The organism is Parapusillimonas granuli, from assembly GCF_013416525.1.
GTDB lineage: Bacteria > Pseudomonadota > Gammaproteobacteria > Burkholderiales > Burkholderiaceae_B > Parapusillimonas > Parapusillimonas granuli.
On sequence record NZ_JACCEM010000007.1, the window covers coordinates 1 to 16,440 of the forward strand.

18 protein-coding genes are annotated in these 16,440 nt (G+C 58.1%); 8 read left to right on the top strand and 10 right to left on the bottom strand.

Going from position 1 to position 16,440, the window contains the following annotated elements:
- On the top strand, positions 1–145 hold a 145-nt coding region (locus tag H0A72_RS22020; RefSeq protein WP_246815001.1), incomplete at its 5' end, for an ATP-binding protein.
- Here the strand turns inward: H0A72_RS22020 and trbL are convergent.
- The 4 genes from trbL to H0A72_RS13510 all read right to left on the bottom strand — a co-directional run bounded on the left by trbL (position 114) and on the right by H0A72_RS13510 (position 3,115).
- Positions 114–1,430 (bottom strand): P-type conjugative transfer protein TrbL, encoded by a 1,317-nt coding sequence (trbL, locus tag H0A72_RS13495; protein ID WP_425502474.1) that lies wholly within the window; start codon positions 1,428–1,430, stop codon positions 114–116. The genes H0A72_RS22020 and trbL overlap by 32 nt on opposite strands.
- 187 nt (positions 1,431–1,617) lie before the next feature.
- A complete protein-coding gene (trbJ, locus tag H0A72_RS13500) occupies positions 1,618–2,409 on the bottom strand; it encodes a P-type conjugative transfer protein TrbJ (RefSeq protein WP_156865778.1) in 792 nt (263 codons plus the stop codon).
- Positions 2,410–2,678: 269 nt separating this feature from the next.
- Entirely contained in the window at positions 2,679–2,903 is a 225-nt protein-coding gene (locus H0A72_RS13505) for a hypothetical protein (RefSeq protein WP_172773525.1), read from the bottom strand.
- 2 nt (positions 2,904–2,905) lie between these two features.
- Positions 2,906–3,115 carry a TraC family protein gene (locus tag H0A72_RS13510; RefSeq protein WP_000101767.1) on the bottom strand — a complete coding sequence of 70 codons (210 nt, stop codon included), beginning with the start codon at positions 3,113–3,115 and terminating at the stop codon, positions 2,906–2,908.
- 485 nt (positions 3,116–3,600) lie between these two features.
- Between H0A72_RS13510 and H0A72_RS13515 the strand changes: the two genes are divergently transcribed.
- A complete protein-coding gene (locus H0A72_RS13515) occupies positions 3,601–3,960 on the top strand; it encodes a plasmid mobilization protein (protein WP_246436809.1) in 360 nt (119 codons plus the stop codon).
- Positions 3,961–3,993: 33 nt separating this feature from the next.
- On the opposite strand, the gene H0A72_RS13520 is transcribed toward H0A72_RS13515, so the two are convergent.
- Positions 3,994–5,766 (bottom strand): ATP-dependent nuclease, encoded by a 1,773-nt coding sequence (locus H0A72_RS13520; protein WP_180156173.1) that lies wholly within the window; start codon positions 5,764–5,766, stop codon positions 3,994–3,996.
- A 192-nt stretch (positions 5,767–5,958) separates the two neighbouring features.
- Here H0A72_RS13520 and H0A72_RS13525 point away from each other — a divergent pair, with 192 nt between their 5' ends.
- From H0A72_RS13525 to H0A72_RS13540, 4 genes are all read left to right on the top strand, one after another.
- Positions 5,959–6,156, top strand: coding sequence for an addiction module antidote protein (locus tag H0A72_RS13525; protein ID WP_180156174.1), 198 nt, complete (start codon positions 5,959–5,961; stop codon positions 6,154–6,156).
- A 446-nt stretch (positions 6,157–6,602) separates the two neighbouring features.
- Entirely contained in the window at positions 6,603–6,857 is a 255-nt protein-coding gene (locus tag H0A72_RS13530; RefSeq protein ID WP_180156176.1) for a FitA-like ribbon-helix-helix domain-containing protein, read from the top strand.
- Positions 6,858–7,277 carry a type II toxin-antitoxin system VapC family toxin gene (locus H0A72_RS13535; protein WP_180156177.1) on the top strand — a complete coding sequence of 140 codons (420 nt, stop codon included), beginning with the start codon at positions 6,858–6,860 and terminating at the stop codon, positions 7,275–7,277. It abuts the gene before it with no gap.
- 731 nt (positions 7,278–8,008) lie between these two features.
- Positions 8,009–9,358, top strand: a complete 1,350-nt coding sequence (locus H0A72_RS13540; RefSeq protein WP_180156181.1) for a metal-dependent hydrolase family protein — start codon at positions 8,009–8,011, stop codon at positions 9,356–9,358.
- 323 nt (positions 9,359–9,681) lie between these two features.
- Here the strand turns inward: H0A72_RS13540 and H0A72_RS13545 are convergent, their stop codons facing one another.
- Both H0A72_RS13545 and H0A72_RS13550 read right to left on the bottom strand, forming a co-directional pair.
- On the bottom strand, positions 9,682–10,032 hold the full coding sequence (locus H0A72_RS13545) for a nucleotide pyrophosphohydrolase (RefSeq protein WP_180156183.1): 351 nt from the start codon (positions 10,030–10,032) through the stop codon (positions 9,682–9,684).
- A gap of 208 nt (positions 10,033–10,240) precedes the next feature.
- Positions 10,241–11,287, bottom strand: coding sequence for an AraC-like ligand-binding domain-containing protein (locus tag H0A72_RS13550; protein WP_180156722.1), 1,047 nt, complete (start codon positions 11,285–11,287; stop codon positions 10,241–10,243).
- A 284-nt stretch (positions 11,288–11,571) separates the two neighbouring features.
- Between H0A72_RS13550 and H0A72_RS13555 the strand changes: the two genes are divergently transcribed.
- Both H0A72_RS13555 and H0A72_RS13560 read left to right on the top strand, forming a co-directional pair.
- Entirely contained in the window at positions 11,572–12,345 is a 774-nt protein-coding gene (locus H0A72_RS13555) for a coniferyl-alcohol dehydrogenase (protein ID WP_180156185.1), read from the top strand.
- Positions 12,346–12,394: 49 nt separating this feature from the next.
- Positions 12,395–13,846: a benzaldehyde dehydrogenase gene (locus H0A72_RS13560; RefSeq protein ID WP_246436825.1), complete on the top strand. Its 1,452-nt coding sequence runs from the start codon at positions 12,395–12,397 to the stop codon at positions 13,844–13,846.
- 16 nt (positions 13,847–13,862) lie between these two features.
- Here the strand turns inward: H0A72_RS13560 and H0A72_RS13565 are convergent, their stop codons facing one another.
- The 3 genes from H0A72_RS13565 to H0A72_RS13575 all read right to left on the bottom strand — a co-directional run bounded on the left by H0A72_RS13565 (position 13,863) and on the right by H0A72_RS13575 (position 16,426).
- Positions 13,863–14,546, bottom strand: a complete 684-nt coding sequence (locus tag H0A72_RS13565) for a DNA-3-methyladenine glycosylase I (RefSeq protein WP_343060111.1) — start codon at positions 14,544–14,546, stop codon at positions 13,863–13,865.
- 78 nt (positions 14,547–14,624) lie between these two features.
- On the bottom strand, positions 14,625–15,482 hold the full coding sequence (locus H0A72_RS13570; protein WP_180156187.1) for an IclR family transcriptional regulator domain-containing protein: 858 nt from the start codon (positions 15,480–15,482) through the stop codon (positions 14,625–14,627).
- Between the two features lie 86 nt (positions 15,483–15,568).
- Positions 15,569–16,426 carry an alpha/beta fold hydrolase gene (locus tag H0A72_RS13575; RefSeq protein WP_180156189.1) on the bottom strand — a complete coding sequence of 286 codons (858 nt, stop codon included), beginning with the start codon at positions 16,424–16,426 and terminating at the stop codon, positions 15,569–15,571.
- Positions 16,427–16,440 lie beyond the last annotated feature (14 nt).

Below are 16,440 nucleotides of genomic sequence, written 5' to 3' on the forward strand. Positions count from 1 at the left end.
CGGGGACCGGGTGATAGCCACCGCGATTCTGGACCGGGTCCTGCACCATGCCATCACTATGAACATACGAGGAAATTCTTACCGCCTGAAAGACAAGCTCAAAGCGGGCCTGGTCAGACCCGCTGAAACCCCCTCCGTCGAATGACGGGAACTAGGGTGGGGAAAATTGAATGACCATGGATGGGGAAATTTGGATGACCCTTGACATCTTGGCTAGCTGGCGAAGCGGCCGCCGACACTGGATTCGCCGATCCTGACGCGGCACCACCCCCGACGCGAGAACCTGCGGCCTTTGCGGCCGCACCGCTGCCCCCTCCTGTGCTTGCGCCTATTCCAGCGCTGCCGACGCCCGTCGCACCACCGATGCCCCCTGCGGTACTGCCGCCTGCCATGCTGGCGTTCAGTGCGGAGGCCAGTCCACCACCCGCGGCACTGGCAGCGACTCCGCCAGTTCCTGCGGCCCCTAGTGCTCCTGCGGCCGGGGCTGCTGCCCCTGCTGTTGCAACAGTAGCGATTGCGGCCGCTGCACCGGCTGCACCGGCTGCGGCCATGCCCCCAATTGCAGAGCCGCCGCCCATCGACGTGCCGCTAATCATGCCGCCGATCAGTTCAGGGATGGTTTTGGTCAGGTAGGCGCACACCAAAGACAGGCCGACCAAGGTCATCAACGACGCTTCGTCGTTGGTGTAGGCTGCCGACCATTCTGCGGAAACCTGCATGATCAGACCCACAATCAGAGTCAGGACAAACAGCTTGGCACCTACCGCAACGGCATAGCGAATGGGAGCCAGTGCATATTCGCGTGTCCATTGAGAGCCACCGAAACCCATAAACAGGACGGCGGCATTGATGATGACGTAGGCCTCTACCAGCGTCACGAATACCAGAGCCGCTATAAACGTAAAACACATCAGGACGATCAATGCAGATACGGCCACTACAACCGATGTGATTGGGCTGAACATCGAAACACCGGCCGTCAGCACCTGCCGTGAAAAGTCCACAGCAGTTGAGAACATATCCCCCGGCATCAGCTCCGCACTACCCAACCCTGCCGCGTGCGCCCCGGCCTGCCGGAAGCTGTTGACGATGGCTCCGCCCCACTCGGTCGCGTGATCGAGCATCGCATAGAAGAACCCTATCACGAGGATGAATTTCACCAGCTCATGGAGGATGTCGCTCAGCTCAGCTCCGCGCATGACCAAAGGAGCAAATGTCCAAACTAACTGGATGACGGCAAGGCATCCCAAGAGCCACAAGGCGTAGTCATGCAGGCGCGGTGCCCATTGGTTTGAAGCGTTCTGAATCAGCCGCAGAAGGCTGTTCATAGACGTGTTGCTCTGCGCCAAATCAACCCCGGCAGCCATCGCACTAGTTGCAGATAGCAAGAGCACCGCACCGACAAGTGCGAAAACGGTTGAACGTCGCATAGTCAGAACCCCTCAGACGGGCCGCGAGTGTTTGGGCGGCTGCGGAATTGGTCATCCTGATGGCCATTGCCGACCGCTGCGCATTCCGGCGCGGCGGTGTTCGTGACAACTACGGCCGTCAGTGCCGACCCACCAAGGGCCGAGACGAGGCAGAGGGCGGCAATCAGCGCCTTAGAAATCATCATGGTTAGAACCCCTCAGACGGGCCGCGTGTATTTTCACGGCTGCGGAATTGCTGTTCGGAGGCATCGCTAACGGACTGTCGTTCGTTTTGCTGCGCCATGTAGTTGCCTTGCAGGGTGATTTGCGTGGCCACCAGATCGCGCAGTTTCTGGAGCTGCTGCACGTTCTGCGCCGCAATCTCGTTCCCGGCTTGAATGGCCTGCTGACGGCCAACGGCCGACTGCGAACGGCTCACCAACTGATCCAGCATCGCGTTCTCATCCTCGAATGTGCTTGTATTTACGCCAGCGGCCTGCATGGCCGTGCGGGCGTTATCGAAGCCGGATTGTGCCCAGTCCCGATAGCGCTGCGGCATGTTGTTTTGCCCTTGGCCAATCGAGTTCAGATAGCTGTCATAGCCCTTGAACTGCTGGCGAAACTGTTCGTCCAGATTGCTGATGTTGCGGCCGAGCGACTGCGCCGAGTTGTAGACGCTGGCCACGCGCTGAAGGTCGCCAGTGATGGTGTTGAACATGCGGCTGGGCAGTGACATGCCCTGCTTAATCATGTTGTCGTACTGCTGGATCTGCGTCTGCAACTGCTGGGCCGTGTTCAGTTGCGTGTTGACCGCTTCGGCGTACTCGTACATCTGCTGATAGAACGTCGAGCAGTTCGAGCAGTAGATGGCATAGGCCGGAGCCGGTGCCATGTAGAGACTTACACCAAGGCCTGCGCTTGCCATTGCTAGAGCGAGCGCCGCGCCTCGACCGAATTTTCGGGCGGCATAAGCCGACGTTTTTTGCGATTCTATTTCCATACCGAATACCTCATTTTGTCATCGTCCGAGGTTTGATTATTGACCGATATGGAGCGGTTTTAAATATGCGGATAATCTTGTATCCGCATAGAATTCAATGATTTATGTCCGTAAACTGTCCGTCAATCTGCACGAGATTGTTTCTCAACGCTATGATTTTGATCGCGTTTTTCATGACGAGCGGAACGAGCTTGGTTGTCCGTTTTGATACATTTTGCGGACAAAAAAAAGCCCACCGAAGTGAGCTTTTGATAGGGCAGTGCGCGGTGTCAGTGGGCAGCGTAATAGGGATTCTGTGCGCGGTAGAGGTCACGCTCCGGTTCAGGAATGTGTAGCGTTTCAAGGTGCCAATCTTCGAGTGAAGAAGCCAGCTCGGCCGCTATGCGCTGGGCTTCCATAACGCTGTCGCTAGGCCGCCCGCTGGCTCGACCGAGGCAGGCTTGCAGTTCGTTGAGTTGATTGGCCAATGCGCTGATGCGGTGAGCTGTCTTCATGATCAATTCCCCTTGCTGATCCTTTCCACGATTTTGTCGAATTCTTCCCGGACTTGATCGTCCGTCAGCTCAAGATTAACCAATCCTGACTTTATTGCAATTCTTCCGATTCTTTCTGCTGCCTCATTGTCGAGTTTTGCCAGTCTGGCTTTCGCCATTTCAAGCTCCGAAAGGGCATCAGAACGGCGCTCTGCGAGGGTTTTTCGTGCCATGATTACTCCGTTGTTTCTTGATGATCGAGTTTCGAAAAAAAGCGCGTAAACGGAGGCTATGTTCTCACCTGAGTCTAGCAATTTACAAGGCTTAGATTTGGCTGGCATAGGGGATGGCCTCTCAAAGCCCCCTTTTGGTGTCAGACCGTCTTTGATGCTCATGAGCTCAGTCGAAAACGCGTTTCTATGCGAATGTACGCGATTCTATGCGATTAGAAGAATTGATTAATGCGATGCTACGCGAATGTATGCGAATTAGCGCGAATGTACGCGACTACGCCATATTTTACTGGCGATTCTGCTCCAGTCGCTTAGAATCGCAGAGAGGTAGCAGGCAAGATGTGTGTTGTACGGGTACGGGCAAGCCCGTCCCCATCCAACACCGCCCCTTACTCACCTTCGGTTCGACGGCATCTTGCTCTGCGAGGCTAACCGTCGCTGCCGCGATGACAAACGGAGAAGCACCAAAAGGAGGAGCGAGTACCGTGGAGTTAGAGCAAAGAGCCCGTAGGCGCGGCAAACCCATTGAAGTTTGGGTTACCGATGAGGAAAAGGCGGAGATCGACGCAAGGGCAAATAGTGCGGGTTTGTCTCGGTCAGCCTACATGCGTGCGGCCGGATTAAATCACCGTGTAGGAGCAATAGCCGATCTTGATGCTGTTCGTGACCTTGTCAAAGTAAATGCCGACTTTGGGCGGCTCGCTGGGCTATTGAAATTATGGCTAGCGGAAAAGCGCGGTCAGGGTGCCCGGCCATTTGACGTGGAAGCGTTGATGATGCAGTTCAGAGAACTTCAGCATCAGACAAGAGCGATTATGAGCCGAATAGTGTTCAAGAAAAAATGAAAACGGCCCTAAACGGGCCGTTAAATATATCAATTAAAGGCGCAACCAATCCATTGCTCTGCTAACAGATTGGTAGTCGGGAAGGCCAGCTTTGTATTCCTCATTAGAAAGGCTGGTCATGAAGGTTATGTGGGCTGCACTTGTTTTGGCTATACCAAGGTGCGCTTCAATCGCGCCTTTCGTCCATAGCCAAATGCCCATTGCTTTCAACTCTTCATGCAATCTTGCAATGCAGTCTATTGCGTTTTCTTCTTGGGCAAGTCTTTCGAAGGCCGCCGCAGCGGGCATTCCATTATGTCTAGTAGGAAGCCCATCTGCATCAAGGCCAATGTGGCCGCCATTTCTTAATTCCTCCAGTATTGCTTTGCATGCGATGAGATCAGCATGATCGGGCGCGAGCAGACCCTTAAGAGGAGCTATCCTAAAGGCAAAATCTAAATCTACAATCGCCTTGCAAGGCACGCCCATCGACCGCAACACTTTTATAGTGTCTGGAATATTGGGAGTTCCTCCGATATCAACAAACCCAATCTTATCTTCACCGGGAGTAGTTCCAAAAGAGTTGTGAAATATTGTAGGCAGAATTGTGCGTTCGGTTTTTCCTTCTGTTATTACGACTCGCTCGGAAAAAAGAATCTTACTCGAGTTTGAAAGGGCAAATAGCGCTTCTGACTGATGCTGCGCATCATCAATTGCCGCTGCCACCGCATCCTTTATTCGTGGATAGCATCTTGTCCCTAAAGCTGCGCTTCTTCTTATGAGAAGGGTATTGGGGGCATCGTCCCGAGAAATCATATTTGCTGAATGCGTTGTAATGACCACCTGATAGCCGTCGCCAGCGAGTCGGCTTAAAGCTGCGCGTACGACTTCGATAGCTTGGGGATGTAGATAGAGCTCTGGTTCATCAATCAGAAGGAGCGTCGTTCTACCAGCATTTCCACCGCCGGCTCGTCGAACTTCGGCTAGACACTTAATAAGAGCTATTTGTATAGACCGTTGGGCGCCATGCCCAAATGACGAGGCATCCCTCCCGTCGGGATTTTCGAACCCCTCTTCGAAAATCCGTATCGTCGCTGATTTCATGAAATCAGAAAAATCTGGGACAGGTATGTGCGTCTTTGCGGAGACACCGGGGAATAGCTTGGACAGCTCGCCTTGAATACGGCCGTCGAGATCGACTAAAGTTTCGTCTTTATTCTCAGCGTTGGCTGAAAGACGCCTTCCGACGTCTTGCAGTGCCTCAGCAACAGCAGGCGAGTGCCGATCAATGACGGGAGCCATTATCTCTTTAAGAAGCTTGCCGATTGTGGTTCCGCTACCAAATTTCGCTACGTCCTCTGTGGCGTTTTCCATCGCTCCAATAAAAATAGGCTCGGGAAACAGAGCGCCTATTGCAGCGTCGATTCCTGCTGGATTGGCAACCCATTCATCTTGACCGGCTTCTCGCCTTAATACTTCAAATCGTATCCCCGCAACTGGCTGCCCTGGAGTGGCTTGCGTGCGCCTAATACGTATCTGACCGTCAACGACAAGGGGCTCGATACGTCCACGGTGAGCATCACCAATCGCATCGAGCACTTCAGCACTTATGCCAGAGATTTCCGCTTCTACAATAATTGGCTGATCGGTAAGGTGAAAGTCTTCTGGCGCGAGGCTAGATCGTTTGATTATCCAGCCAATAGCCCGAATAATATTAGTTTTTCCAGCGTTGTTATAGCCAACCAAGGGGGTGTAGTGCGAAAGTGGAAATGTTCCGTCCGCGATTGATTTGAAATTCTGTATTCTAATTTGTGAGATATGATGCATTGCCCCTCCCGTTATTGGTTATGAAAGTCGGATATTTTTCAGACTTCCATATTCTACGTTCCCCAGTTAAAAATTGCTTCTTGATGACAGTCTTGCCGGTATCATGAGATTGACTCATGATGTTTTAGTCGTGTCGCTATGATAAATGCAACGTCTGTCGGAGTTGCTGCACGTTTGGGAGGATGACACTAAATGAAGGACAGACCGCATGACACGGCGATGGCCGAGCACTTCCGCGCCCATCCGACGTATGCAGCGGAGCTGCTTGCTGACGTCCGCCGCGACGGCAACCCTGCTGAGCTAGCCATTCTGTTGCGGCAGATGGCCACGGCCTCGGCAGGTGATGACAGGTCGGATGATGCCGCTACAGAGCGCGCTCTACCTCTATGATTTGAACATGGTATTTTTCATGGTTCGGCAAATTGGTTTGGTGTCAATATATTGATTTTCATGGATATTTTCAGGTGATTTATAATTGAGTGGGATGATTGGGCGTCTGGCACCGGCTGGCATGTAGTAGCACGAAAAAAAAGCACCTAAGCCCGCGTAATTGAACCGCATCCCAAAAGTTGGACACCGATCCAACCTTTGCAATCTCGGCCCTGCTGAGGCGAATCGAGGCCGCTCAGGACGAGATAGGGCGTGTCATGAAGGCAGAGTAATGCGACCGAGGCCTGCATCGTTCGAGCAGGAACAGCACGAGGCGCGACTACTGGGGCAAGTGGAAGCTAACAAGGTGAAACTGGGTTGAAAGAGGCATAGCATTTGATACCTGTACAGGTGACTGCATAATTCTACAATTGCTGTCATAGACAGCAGATTGGGGGATTTGAATCATGGCAATCCTGACTGTAAGAAATGTGCCGGATGACGTGCATCGTGCTTTACGCGTTCGGGCGGCTGAGCATGGCCGCAGTACGGAAGCCGAGGTGCGTGAGATTCTTGCGGCAGCGGTCAAGCCGGAAAAGAGGGTGCGCATGGGCGAAGCCCTGGCTGCCATCGGTCGCAAGATCGGCCTGATAAATGAAGATTTCGCCGTCTTCGAAAGTGTGCGCGACAAGACGCCGGCCAAACCCTTGAGCTTCGATTAAATGATTGTTCTGGATACCAATGTCGTTTCCGAGGCGATGAAACCGGAGCCAGACGCGACCGTAAGAGCCTGGCTGAACGACCAGGCGGCGGAAACCTTGTATCTGTCGAACGTCACGCTGGCCGAGTTGCTGTTTGGCGTCCGGGCGCTGCCGGCAGGCAAGCGTAAGAACATGCTGGATCGCACCATGAATGAACTGCTGGAACTGTTCAAAGGTCGGATTCTGCCGTTCGACACGGACGCAGCGCGCCGCTACGCCGACCTGGCCGTAACGGCCAGAAATGATGGGCGTGGTTTTCCGACACCAGACGGCTACATTGCGGCTGTGGCGGCGTCACGGGGCTTCATCGTGGCATCACGCCACAGATCGCCCTATGAAGCGGCCGGTGTGACTGTCATCAGCCCTTGGAAGGATGTATAGGTCATAGGCTCAGGGCGCTCAACATAGCGATCGGGATGCTGAACGCGAACCTGGCACTTGCTGTCCCCGTTCATGATGATTTCACGGTCGAACTGACTCTGTTCATGCATCTCACAGACATGTGCGGCCGTCTGTCCAATGTCGCTGACTACATCCGTAGCATGTCCGACCGCCTGTGCTACGGACTGACTCGGCAGCGCTATCCGACGCCGACGACGGATTGTCGAGATGTCATCGCCCATCCAAGAGGCCGCAGCGACGCATACTTCGAAGAGCATATGCGTGCTGGGATTCTTTTACACCTTCGTGCTCGCTTGGCTTGCGACGATAGAAGATCGGGAGCGAGCAGAGCATTTGCGCAGCACGTTGTTAGAGCACGCTCCGCACATGACCCACTAAGTCTGGATTCCTGACGCACGAACGGATGAAGTTTTCTGGGGTGGCGATCGAGACCACGGGTTCGGTGCCTGGCCTGTCACTCAACGATTCGCCAGACGCCGTTTTTAGTCTACTGAAATTGTAGAGCGTGTCGGCGCAATGCACCGCCGACTTTCACGCCTGCCAGTTCCGTTTCGTTCTATTACAATTATTCAATCAACGGTCGGCAAGAAACATGGCGTCTGGTCGCTATGGTATTGGCGGCATCAGGCCGGCGCAGGCTCGCAGGCGGTTGGCGGCGTGCCGTTACTAACACGTTATTCATAAATTCAACCGGAAATCAGGGGGACACCATGCGATTCTTGCAGGGGATGCAGCTGCAGCTATTGCTCGCGATCGGCTGTCTTGCGCCAGCCGCTTTACATGCGCAAGACTTGAAACCGACCGTGCTGTTCGAGAATGTGCGAATCTTCGACGGCAAGAGCGACACGCTCTCCGCGCCATCGAATGTACTGGTGCGGGGCAACGTGATCGAACGGGTCGCTACCAGCCCGATTCCCGTCGACCGCCGGGCCGATACGCAAATCATCCAGGGCGGCGGGCGAACGTTGATGCCCGGCCTCATCGACGCGCACTGGCATGCCATGATGGCGGCTGTTCCATTGCCAGTGCTGTTGACCAGCGACATAGGCTACATCAACTTGGCCGCCGGCAAGGAGGCTCGCAACACGCTTATGCGGGGCTTCACCAGTGTCCGCGATCTCAGCGGTCCCGCCTTCGGACTCAAGCGGGCCATTGACGAAGGCCTGGTGGATGGACCGCGCATTTGGCCTTCCGGGGCGATGATTTCGCAGACGGGAGGGCACGGCGATTTTCGCATGCCGTACGAGGTTCCCGCCGCAAGGAACGCTGCGCTCAGCCGTGGCGAAGCGATCAATGGCGGCGTGATCGCCGACGGCGAGGACGAGGTCCGGAAACGCGTCCGTGAGCAGTTGATGCTTGGCGCGACCCAAATCAAGCTTGCGGCGGGCGGCGGCGTGTCGTCGCACTACGATCCGATTGACGTCGCGCAGTACTCCGAGGGTGAGTTCCGCGCCGCCGTCGAAGCCGCCGAGAACTGGGGCACCTATGTCGCGGTTCACGCTTATACGCCGCGCGCCATCCAGGCGGCCGTCCGCGCCGGTGTCAAGGTCATCGAACATGGTCAATTGATGGATGAGCCGACCGCCCGGCTGATGGCCGAGCGGGGCGTCTGGTTGAGTCTCCAGGCCTTTATCGACAACGAATTTTCCAACCCGAAGACCGGCGAGTCGCGCGCCAAACAGCTCGAGGTATACGCCGGAACCGACAACGCTTACGAACTCGCAAAGAAATACGGGCTCAAGGTCGCTTGGGGCACCGATATCCTTTTCGAGCCCAGGATGCCTGCCCATCAGGGGGCGATGCTGGCGACGATGACGCGCTGGTACAAGCCGTCCGAAGTGCTGAAGATGGCCACCAGCACCAACGCGGAGTTGCTCGCGCTGTCGGGGCCGCGCAATCCCTATCCCGGCAAGCTTGGCGTCGTCGAAGAAGGGGCGCTCGCCGACTTGCTGCTCGTGGAAGGAGATCCCATCGCAGACGTCAAGCTCATTGCGAATCCAGAGAAGAACTTCGTCGCGATCATGAAGAATGGCAGGCTGTTCAAGAACGTCCTGCCGTGATCGGCCTTGCCGACGATGAGCTGGCGGCGTGGCGGTGTCGACTCCGGTGCCGTCACGGCCCGCTACGATTATCGTCTGAGCGGACGCCATGAGACGCCGACCATAAGCCGTTATGGTCATAGCGGAATTTTTTCCTTGACCCTGGTTGTGAAACGCTGCTGGACGCTAAAAAGATGGTCGCCCGGGGCCGTGCGCTGGGCGCTGCAGCGAAAAAAAACGCCAACTGACAGCGATGAAGAGCGTCAGCGACATGGGCAAGCCGTAGCGCAGGTGGCCATGCGGATCAACGTGGCGAAAGAGCAGCTGCACCCGTCCCAACCAATTCAAAGCTGGTCGTATTTCTTGCTGCTACCCTTGGCGCGGTCGACAGGGTATTTGTCCGAGTTGACCTGGATCTTGGCCTGTGCGGCTTTCACAGGGTCGATGCCAAGGACGTTGCTCAGCTGGATGAGGTAGAGGAGAACATCCGCGATCTCGGTGCCAACGGCCTCGAGCTTTTCGGGAGGGAGCCTTCGGCTTTGCTCTTCCGTCATCCATTGGAAGTGTTCAAGCAATTCTCCCGCTTCCACGATCAGCGCGGACGCCAGGTTCTTGGGCGAATGGAACTGGTCCCAATCGCGCTCCAGCGCGAATTCGCGCTGTCGCTGACTGAGGTGTTGGAGTGTATCGGTCATGGGTTTTCAGCAGGGGATGATGCTGGCGGGTATGCGGATCCGTCGGGATCTGCCGCCGCAAGCATAGTTGTTTTTCAGTTATCTGGCATTATTTGATTATCAGACATTTTGCATTTGACGGAATTACAGGTATACGCCATGCCTCCGGCGTTGCATCCTCTGGTGACTGCCGGTCAGCTTGGTGCGATGCTTCAGGCCCCGCGCAAGGTCAAGGGGCCGATCCAGCCGGCGCCGCGGGTGTTCCATCTGGAGCTGCATGCCCATGAATCGAGCGTGGAGCAGCTCCTAGCCTGCGGGCCACCCTGCGATTGGCCGCTTGCCGGAAATCGCTGGCCGACAAGCCGGTGTGCTCGCGGAATACGCGGCTGAAATAGGCGGAGCTGCTGAATCCCCAGGAAAAAGCGATGTCGGTGATGGTTCTGTCAGCATGCATCGGGTCTTTCAGGTCGCGGATGCATGATTGCAGCCGCCGGCGCAGGATGTAATGCGCCAGGGTGTCTTCTTCGTCCGCGAAGGCCTTGTGCAAATTGCGTTTGCTGCAGCCGAGCGCTTCCGCGATCCCGTCTATCGACAGGCCCGGGTCGCGCAGGTGCTTGCCAATGTGGTCGCGGATGCGATCTTTGAAGGCTTCCAGCTGTGTGCCGGCGGTGCTTCGGCCGCTCAGCTCCTGCAGCGATAAACGTACCAACTCGAGGAGGAGGTCGCCGGAACCCAGCGCGGCCTGCGGCGTCATGTTGGGCAGCTCTTGAAACGTGCTGCGCATCGTCTCGAGCGCCACCCGTGAAATGCCCGAAGCGCCGCCGATAGTCCGCCCCATCAGCGGATCCAGGCGCAGGCCTCTTTCCAGCAGCCGTTCTTTCGGCAGCATCACGATCAGGTGCTCCGAGCGTTCGGGGTTCGCCACTTCGTAGCTGCCCGTCGTATCGTAAATGGCCCAGGCCCCGGGGCGCACCCATGCCTGGCGCCCATGCTGCTCCACGACCGCGCAGCCCGCCCAGGGCGCGATGATTTTCAGGTAACCGGCGTCGGAGCATCGCGCCGCCCGATTGGTGCGAACGACACGGTGACGGTTGGCTTCCATCTTGGTGATCACGACGTTTCCCGCCCGTGCGGCATGGATGCTGCCATCGAAGACCGTGTCGCCGTACAAGCTGGCTTCCAGCCCATGGAAAAGCGTGTTCACCCAGTCCCGCCACGCCACCCCTGTATCATTGGGACTGAGTCTATGGGTGGAAAGAACCAGTTCTGCGGACATTGCGGACTCTTCCTTTCGGCGGCTGAAGATCATTCGCGATGTTTCCTTGTATGGGGCAAATATGAAAGCTCGGGGAAACCCTAGTGCGCTGTTCGCCTGGCGCGAATCCACGGCTCGCCCGTTCCCTCACAGTAAACAGCTTTATGCGCTCCCGATAAAGCCTGGATGCAAGGCGGCTGGAATAATCGAGGTGGTTGGCGAAACGTGTAGGGCGCGGAATCGGCCGCGCGGTTGCGGGACGCATCCGGCTTCGCCAATGCTGAACACTGAAAGGAGCTCAAGCTATGTTGCAGGGTAAAACTCTTCTGATCACCGGTGTATCGTCTGGAATGGGCGAAGAAACCGCCCGTGTGGTCAAGGCGCAGGGCGCGAAGGTGATTGGCGTCGACCTCAACCCGCCCCGGATCCAGGTCGATCAATTCATCCGCGCCGATTTGTCGAGCAAAGCCGCGATTGACGAATTGGCGGCCCGGTTGCCGGACGGCATCAATGGCTTGGCCAATATCGCCGGTTTGCCGCCCACTCGGCCGGCGGCGCAAGTCGTGCTGGTGAATCTGGTGGGCTTGAAGTACCTGACCCATCAGGTCGTGCCCAAGCTGGCCGATAATGCGTCGATAGTGAACCTGGCTTCCCTGGCCGGCGCTGGATGGGTGGATTCGATCCCCGTCATCCGGGACAGCGAAGCACTGGATTTCGACGGCGTGGACGTATTTTGCAAGAAGCACGGAATTGAAGGCGCGCGCAGCTATTTCTTTACCAAAGAGGCCCTGATCGTATGGACCATGCAGAATCGCTGGACGTGGCGCGATCGCGGCATCCGCATGAACTCGGTGAGTCCGGGCCCGGTGGAAACCCCCATTTTGAAGGATTTCGTCGAAACCCTGGGCGCTCGTGTGGAAGAAGACATGCGTGTGATGGACCGCCCGGGGCGCACGACCGATATCGCGCCGGTGGTGGCATTCTTGCTGAGCGACGGCTCGGGCTGGCTGCGCGGCACCAATCTGGCCGCGGACGGCGGCATGCATTCCTACATCATCAGCCAGCGCCACGGCTTCTAAGTATTTCAGACAGCAGGCATCTATTGATGAAGGAGTCGAAGTGAGCAACTTGTTGAATGCATGCGACTGGGCCGGCAAGGCCTTGGCCGACGGATGGCAAACTCTGTCGGGCGGCGAGATTTCCGTCATGGAGCCCGCCACCGGCGACGTCCTGGCCCGGGTGGCGCGCGCCGGCGCCGAGGATGTAAGCGCCAGCGCCGCAACGGCCAAGGCCGCGCAGAAAGCCTGGGCCGCCATGCCCTACGGCGAACGGGCCAAGATCTTCCGCAAAGCCGCCCAATTGCTCGAAGCCAACCGGGACGACTACGCCACCTGGATCATCCGGGAAACGGGCAGCGTCCGGCCCAAGGCCATGTTCGAGATCGATTCGGTGCTGCATCTGTGCCACGAGGCGGCCGCCATGCTGACCCAGCCCAGGGGCCTGGTGCTGCCCAGCCATGAAGGGGTCAGCAGCATTGCCCGCCGTGTGCCCCATGGCGTGGTGGGGGTGATCACGCCCTTCAATTTCCCCTTCCTGCTCACCAGCCGGGCCGTGCTGCCCGCATTGGCCACCGGCAATGCCGTGGTGTTGAAGCCCGATGCCCGGACCCCCGTCAGCGGCGGCGTGCTGCCGGCCCTGATGCTGGAAGCCGCCGGTTTGCCGCCGGGCGTCTTCCACATGCTGCCGGGCGATGCGCAGGCGGGGGAGGCCTTGGTCACGGACCCCGACGTCACCATGGTGTCCTTCACCGGCTCGACGGCGGTGGGCCGCCGGGTGGGCGAACTGGCCGGGCGGCACCTGAAAAAGGTCGCGCTGGAACTGGGCGGGAAGAATGCGCTGATCATCCTGGACGACGCGGACATGGATCTTGCGCTGTGCAGCGGCGCATGGGCTTCCTGGCTGCACCAGGGGCAGATCTGCATGAGCGCCGGCCGCCACTTGGTGCACGAGAGCAGGGCACAGGAATATGCTCGGCGCATGGCGGAAAAAGCCAAGACTTTGCCGGTGGGCAATCCTCACACCGAGCCCGTGGCCCTGGGGCCCATCATCACGGCGCAGCAGGTTGCCCGGGTCGACCGGATCGTGCGCGAATCCATCGCGCAGGGGGCCAAGCTGCTGGCCGGAGGCGTCCCGAACGGGCTGTTCTATCCCGCGACGGTGCTGGCGGACGTCACTCCGGATATGCCGGTGTTCCGGGAGGAAATCTTCGGTCCGGTCGTGTCCATCACCCGCTTCGCAAGCGACGCGCAAGCCATTGCGCTTGCGAACGACACCGAATACGGTTTGTCCGCGGGCGTGCACACCCGGGACATCGGCCGCGGCATGGCCCTGGGCGAGCAGCTGCTGGTGGGCCTGCTGCACATCAATGACCAGACGGTGAACGACGACGGCACCATGCCCATGGGCGGGCGCGGCGCATCGGGCAATGGATCGCGCCACGGCGGGCCCGCGAACTGGGACGAGTTCACGCAATGGCAGTGGGTGACCGTGCGCAATTCCGCGCCGCCGTATCCCTTTTGAACGGCCGCCCGGCCCGCTACCAGGCCGGGTGGATGCTCAATGCGAACATGGCCGACAGCTGGCACAGCGGCCTGCCGGAACTTTGCCGCAAGGCATTGAAAGCATCCTGCACGGCCTGCAGGTCGCGCTGGCTCGTGGGCTCGCGGGCGACGACGCCCGCAGCCGCCAGGCGCGCCACCACATCGCTGGTGAGCAAGAAGGTGTCCTTGCCCACCAGGCGCAGGAACCCGGCCGCCGAACGCCCGCCGAGGCGGGCGCCGCGTTTGGCGAGCAGGCGCCACAAGCCGATGATGTCGGCGGCCGGCCAATCGGCGATGAACGCGGCGAAACTGCCGCCCCGTTCCTGCCGCACATCCAGGATGAAGCGGGCGTTCCTGGGGATGCTCCGCAATTTGGCGCGGTCGCGGACGATGCGTTGGTTCTGCATGTGGCCTTCGATGTCTGCTTCATCGAGCAAGGCCATGGCCTCCGGCATGAAACCCGAAAACGCCTGCTCGAAGTCAGGCCACTTGGCGTCGACCACGGAATGCTGCACACCGGCCTGGAATACCCGCCGCGTCATCGCAGACAGATACCGGTCGTCGCCTTTGCGCTTCAATTCGTCGGCCGCAAGCGCCTGGGGCAAGAAGGCCTCCATGGCTTCGTCCGAGTCGAAACGCTCGCGTACGGTGTCGTGGAGCCATTGATAGGTCAAGTTCACTCGTTCCTCCCAAATGCGGTGCTCGCTGCGGGGTATTTGCCGGAAGGGCAACGTCTGACGGAATGATGGCACATTCCGTCAGCCTTCATCAGGATAAGCCTGAGACGGCCCCGGTTCGTCGGGCATACGGGCCGAACTTTCGGCGTAAGCCACTTCGATCCGCTTGGCGGCATCGAACAGCGCTTCAAGAAGCTTTTCCTTCGTGCCAGCCTCCTTCAGTGCGGAAGTGAGGAAGATGACGTTGAGCGAAACGATGGCTTCGCCGCTGGTATTGCATATGGGCACGGCGTACGCGCCGAACTTCGGTTCTTCGTCCCACTCGCCAAAATTCGATCCGTACCCCTGGGAACGGGTCTGGTCGATGAGCGCCTTGATGAACCGGGAATCGCGCATCGCGGCATTGCCCGGCACAGGGCGGTTGCCCAGCATATTCAGGATGGTCTGGCGGGCGGCTTCCGAGGTGTAGGCGAGATAGGCGCGCCCCGCCGCAGTAGTCAGCATAGGCATGCGCCGGCCGGGCATCCCCGGGTGGAAGGATAGGCGGCTGTAGGGCCTGGTGGAGGTCCTTACCACCATTTCGTCTCCCTCGGGGGCGACGAGCGAACAGGGCCAGACGATCTTCTGGGACAGCGTCCGCATGTGGGGCCAGGCGACTTCCATGGCCAGCGTGGTATCGCGATAGCCGTAGCTGAGCTGCTGCACACGGAACGTGAGCTTGTAAATATTATTGGCCAGGTCGTGCTCAACATAGCCCGCTTGCTTGAGTGTTTCGAGCAGTCGCTTGACGGTGGTTCGGTGCAGCCCCGTCGACTTGGCCAGTTCGCTGATCGTGCCGCTGGCGTTGGGGTTCCGATTCATCTCGGTAAGCAGGGCCAAACCCTTCACCAAGGATTTATTGAGGCGGTAAGTAGCGGAGGTTTCATCGGACGGAGACATGGCGTATGGCCTTTCGGTACAAGGCAATTGAACCAGGAATAGGCTTGCTCCGCTACCGCCGTGGACGGCGTATGGCCGCGCCGGCTTCAATGCGCGAGGAAGTCCGCCACTAGACGATTGAATGCTTCAGCGTGTTCCCATTGCGCCCAATGGCCGCACTTGTTGAAAATATGCATGCGCGCGTTGGGAAGATTCGCCAAGATGCGCAAGCCGACGTCCAGCGGCACGAATCGATCATTGCGGCCCCACACGATGAGTGTTTCCGTTTGGATTTCATCCAGGCGGTGGCCATAGTCCGTGAACTGCTTGGGAAACGCTTCGAGGCTCTTGACGAAGTTCTCCAGGTGGTCGCGGCGAGCCAGGATGTTGTCCAGACGTTGCTGATAGATCTCTTCGTTCAAGCTGCCGGCATCATAAACAAAGACCTCCATCATGCGCTTGAGATTCTCGATGCTCGGATCGCGATACAGTTTTCCGATCAGTTTGATGCCTTCGGCTGGCATGGGGGTGAACAGGCTGGGGCCGCCGGTTCCGCCGCCCATGAGCACGAGTTTGCCGATTCGGTCGGGGTTGTCCAGGGCGAAGGCCGACGCGCTATGCGCGCCCATCGAGTTGCCGATGATATGGACCTTGGAGATGTCGAGCCCATCGAGCAAGCCTTTCAGGCACCTCGCATTCAAGTCCGAGCGTGACCCGGTCGAGACGATGGGATCGCTCTTGCTCCATCCCGGGCAGTCCATGAGGATCACCCTGTAGCCGCTGTCGACCAGCGCATCGATATTGCGATGGAAATTGGCCCAGCCGCTGGCGCCCGGCCCCGAGCCATGCAGCATGGCCACTACCTGCCCGCCCAGGCCGATGTCGTTGTAGTGCAAGGACAGGCTCTTGCCCGCCTCTTGAATGGTAATGAAATTGCTGGTGCTTGCTTCAGTGAATCTTGTCATGTCGAGTTTTTCCA

Coding starts and splice junctions, on each gene's coding strand:
- trbL (WP_425502474.1), bottom strand. CDS start 1,430: ATGCGACGTTCAACCGTTTTCGCACTTGTCGGTGCGGTGCTCTTGCTA.
- trbJ (WP_156865778.1), bottom strand. CDS start 2,409: ATGGAAATAGAATCGCAAAAAACGTCGGCTTATGCCGCCCGAAAATTC.
- H0A72_RS13505 (WP_172773525.1), bottom strand. CDS start 2,903: ATGAAGACAGCTCACCGCATCAGCGCATTGGCCAATCAACTCAACGAA.
- H0A72_RS13510 (WP_000101767.1), bottom strand. CDS start 3,115: ATGGCACGAAAAACCCTCGCAGAGCGCCGTTCTGATGCCCTTTCGGAG.
- H0A72_RS13520 (WP_180156173.1), bottom strand. CDS start 5,766: ATGCATCATATCTCACAAATTAGAATACAGAATTTCAAATCAATCGCG.
- H0A72_RS13525 (WP_180156174.1), top strand. CDS start 5,959: ATGAAGGACAGACCGCATGACACGGCGATGGCCGAGCACTTCCGCGCC.
- H0A72_RS13530 (WP_180156176.1), top strand. CDS start 6,603: ATGGCAATCCTGACTGTAAGAAATGTGCCGGATGACGTGCATCGTGCT.
- H0A72_RS13535 (WP_180156177.1), top strand. CDS start 6,858: ATGATTGTTCTGGATACCAATGTCGTTTCCGAGGCGATGAAACCGGAG.
- H0A72_RS13540 (WP_180156181.1), top strand. CDS start 8,009: ATGCGATTCTTGCAGGGGATGCAGCTGCAGCTATTGCTCGCGATCGGC.
- H0A72_RS13545 (WP_180156183.1), bottom strand. CDS start 10,032: ATGACCGATACACTCCAACACCTCAGTCAGCGACAGCGCGAATTCGCG.
- H0A72_RS13550 (WP_180156722.1), bottom strand. CDS start 11,287: ATGTCCGCAGAACTGGTTCTTTCCACCCATAGACTCAGTCCCAATGAT.
- H0A72_RS13555 (WP_180156185.1), top strand. CDS start 11,572: ATGTTGCAGGGTAAAACTCTTCTGATCACCGGTGTATCGTCTGGAATG.
- H0A72_RS13570 (WP_180156187.1), bottom strand. CDS start 15,482: ATGTCTCCGTCCGATGAAACCTCCGCTACTTACCGCCTCAATAAATCC.
- H0A72_RS13575 (WP_180156189.1), bottom strand. CDS start 16,426: ATGACAAGATTCACTGAAGCAAGCACCAGCAATTTCATTACCATTCAA.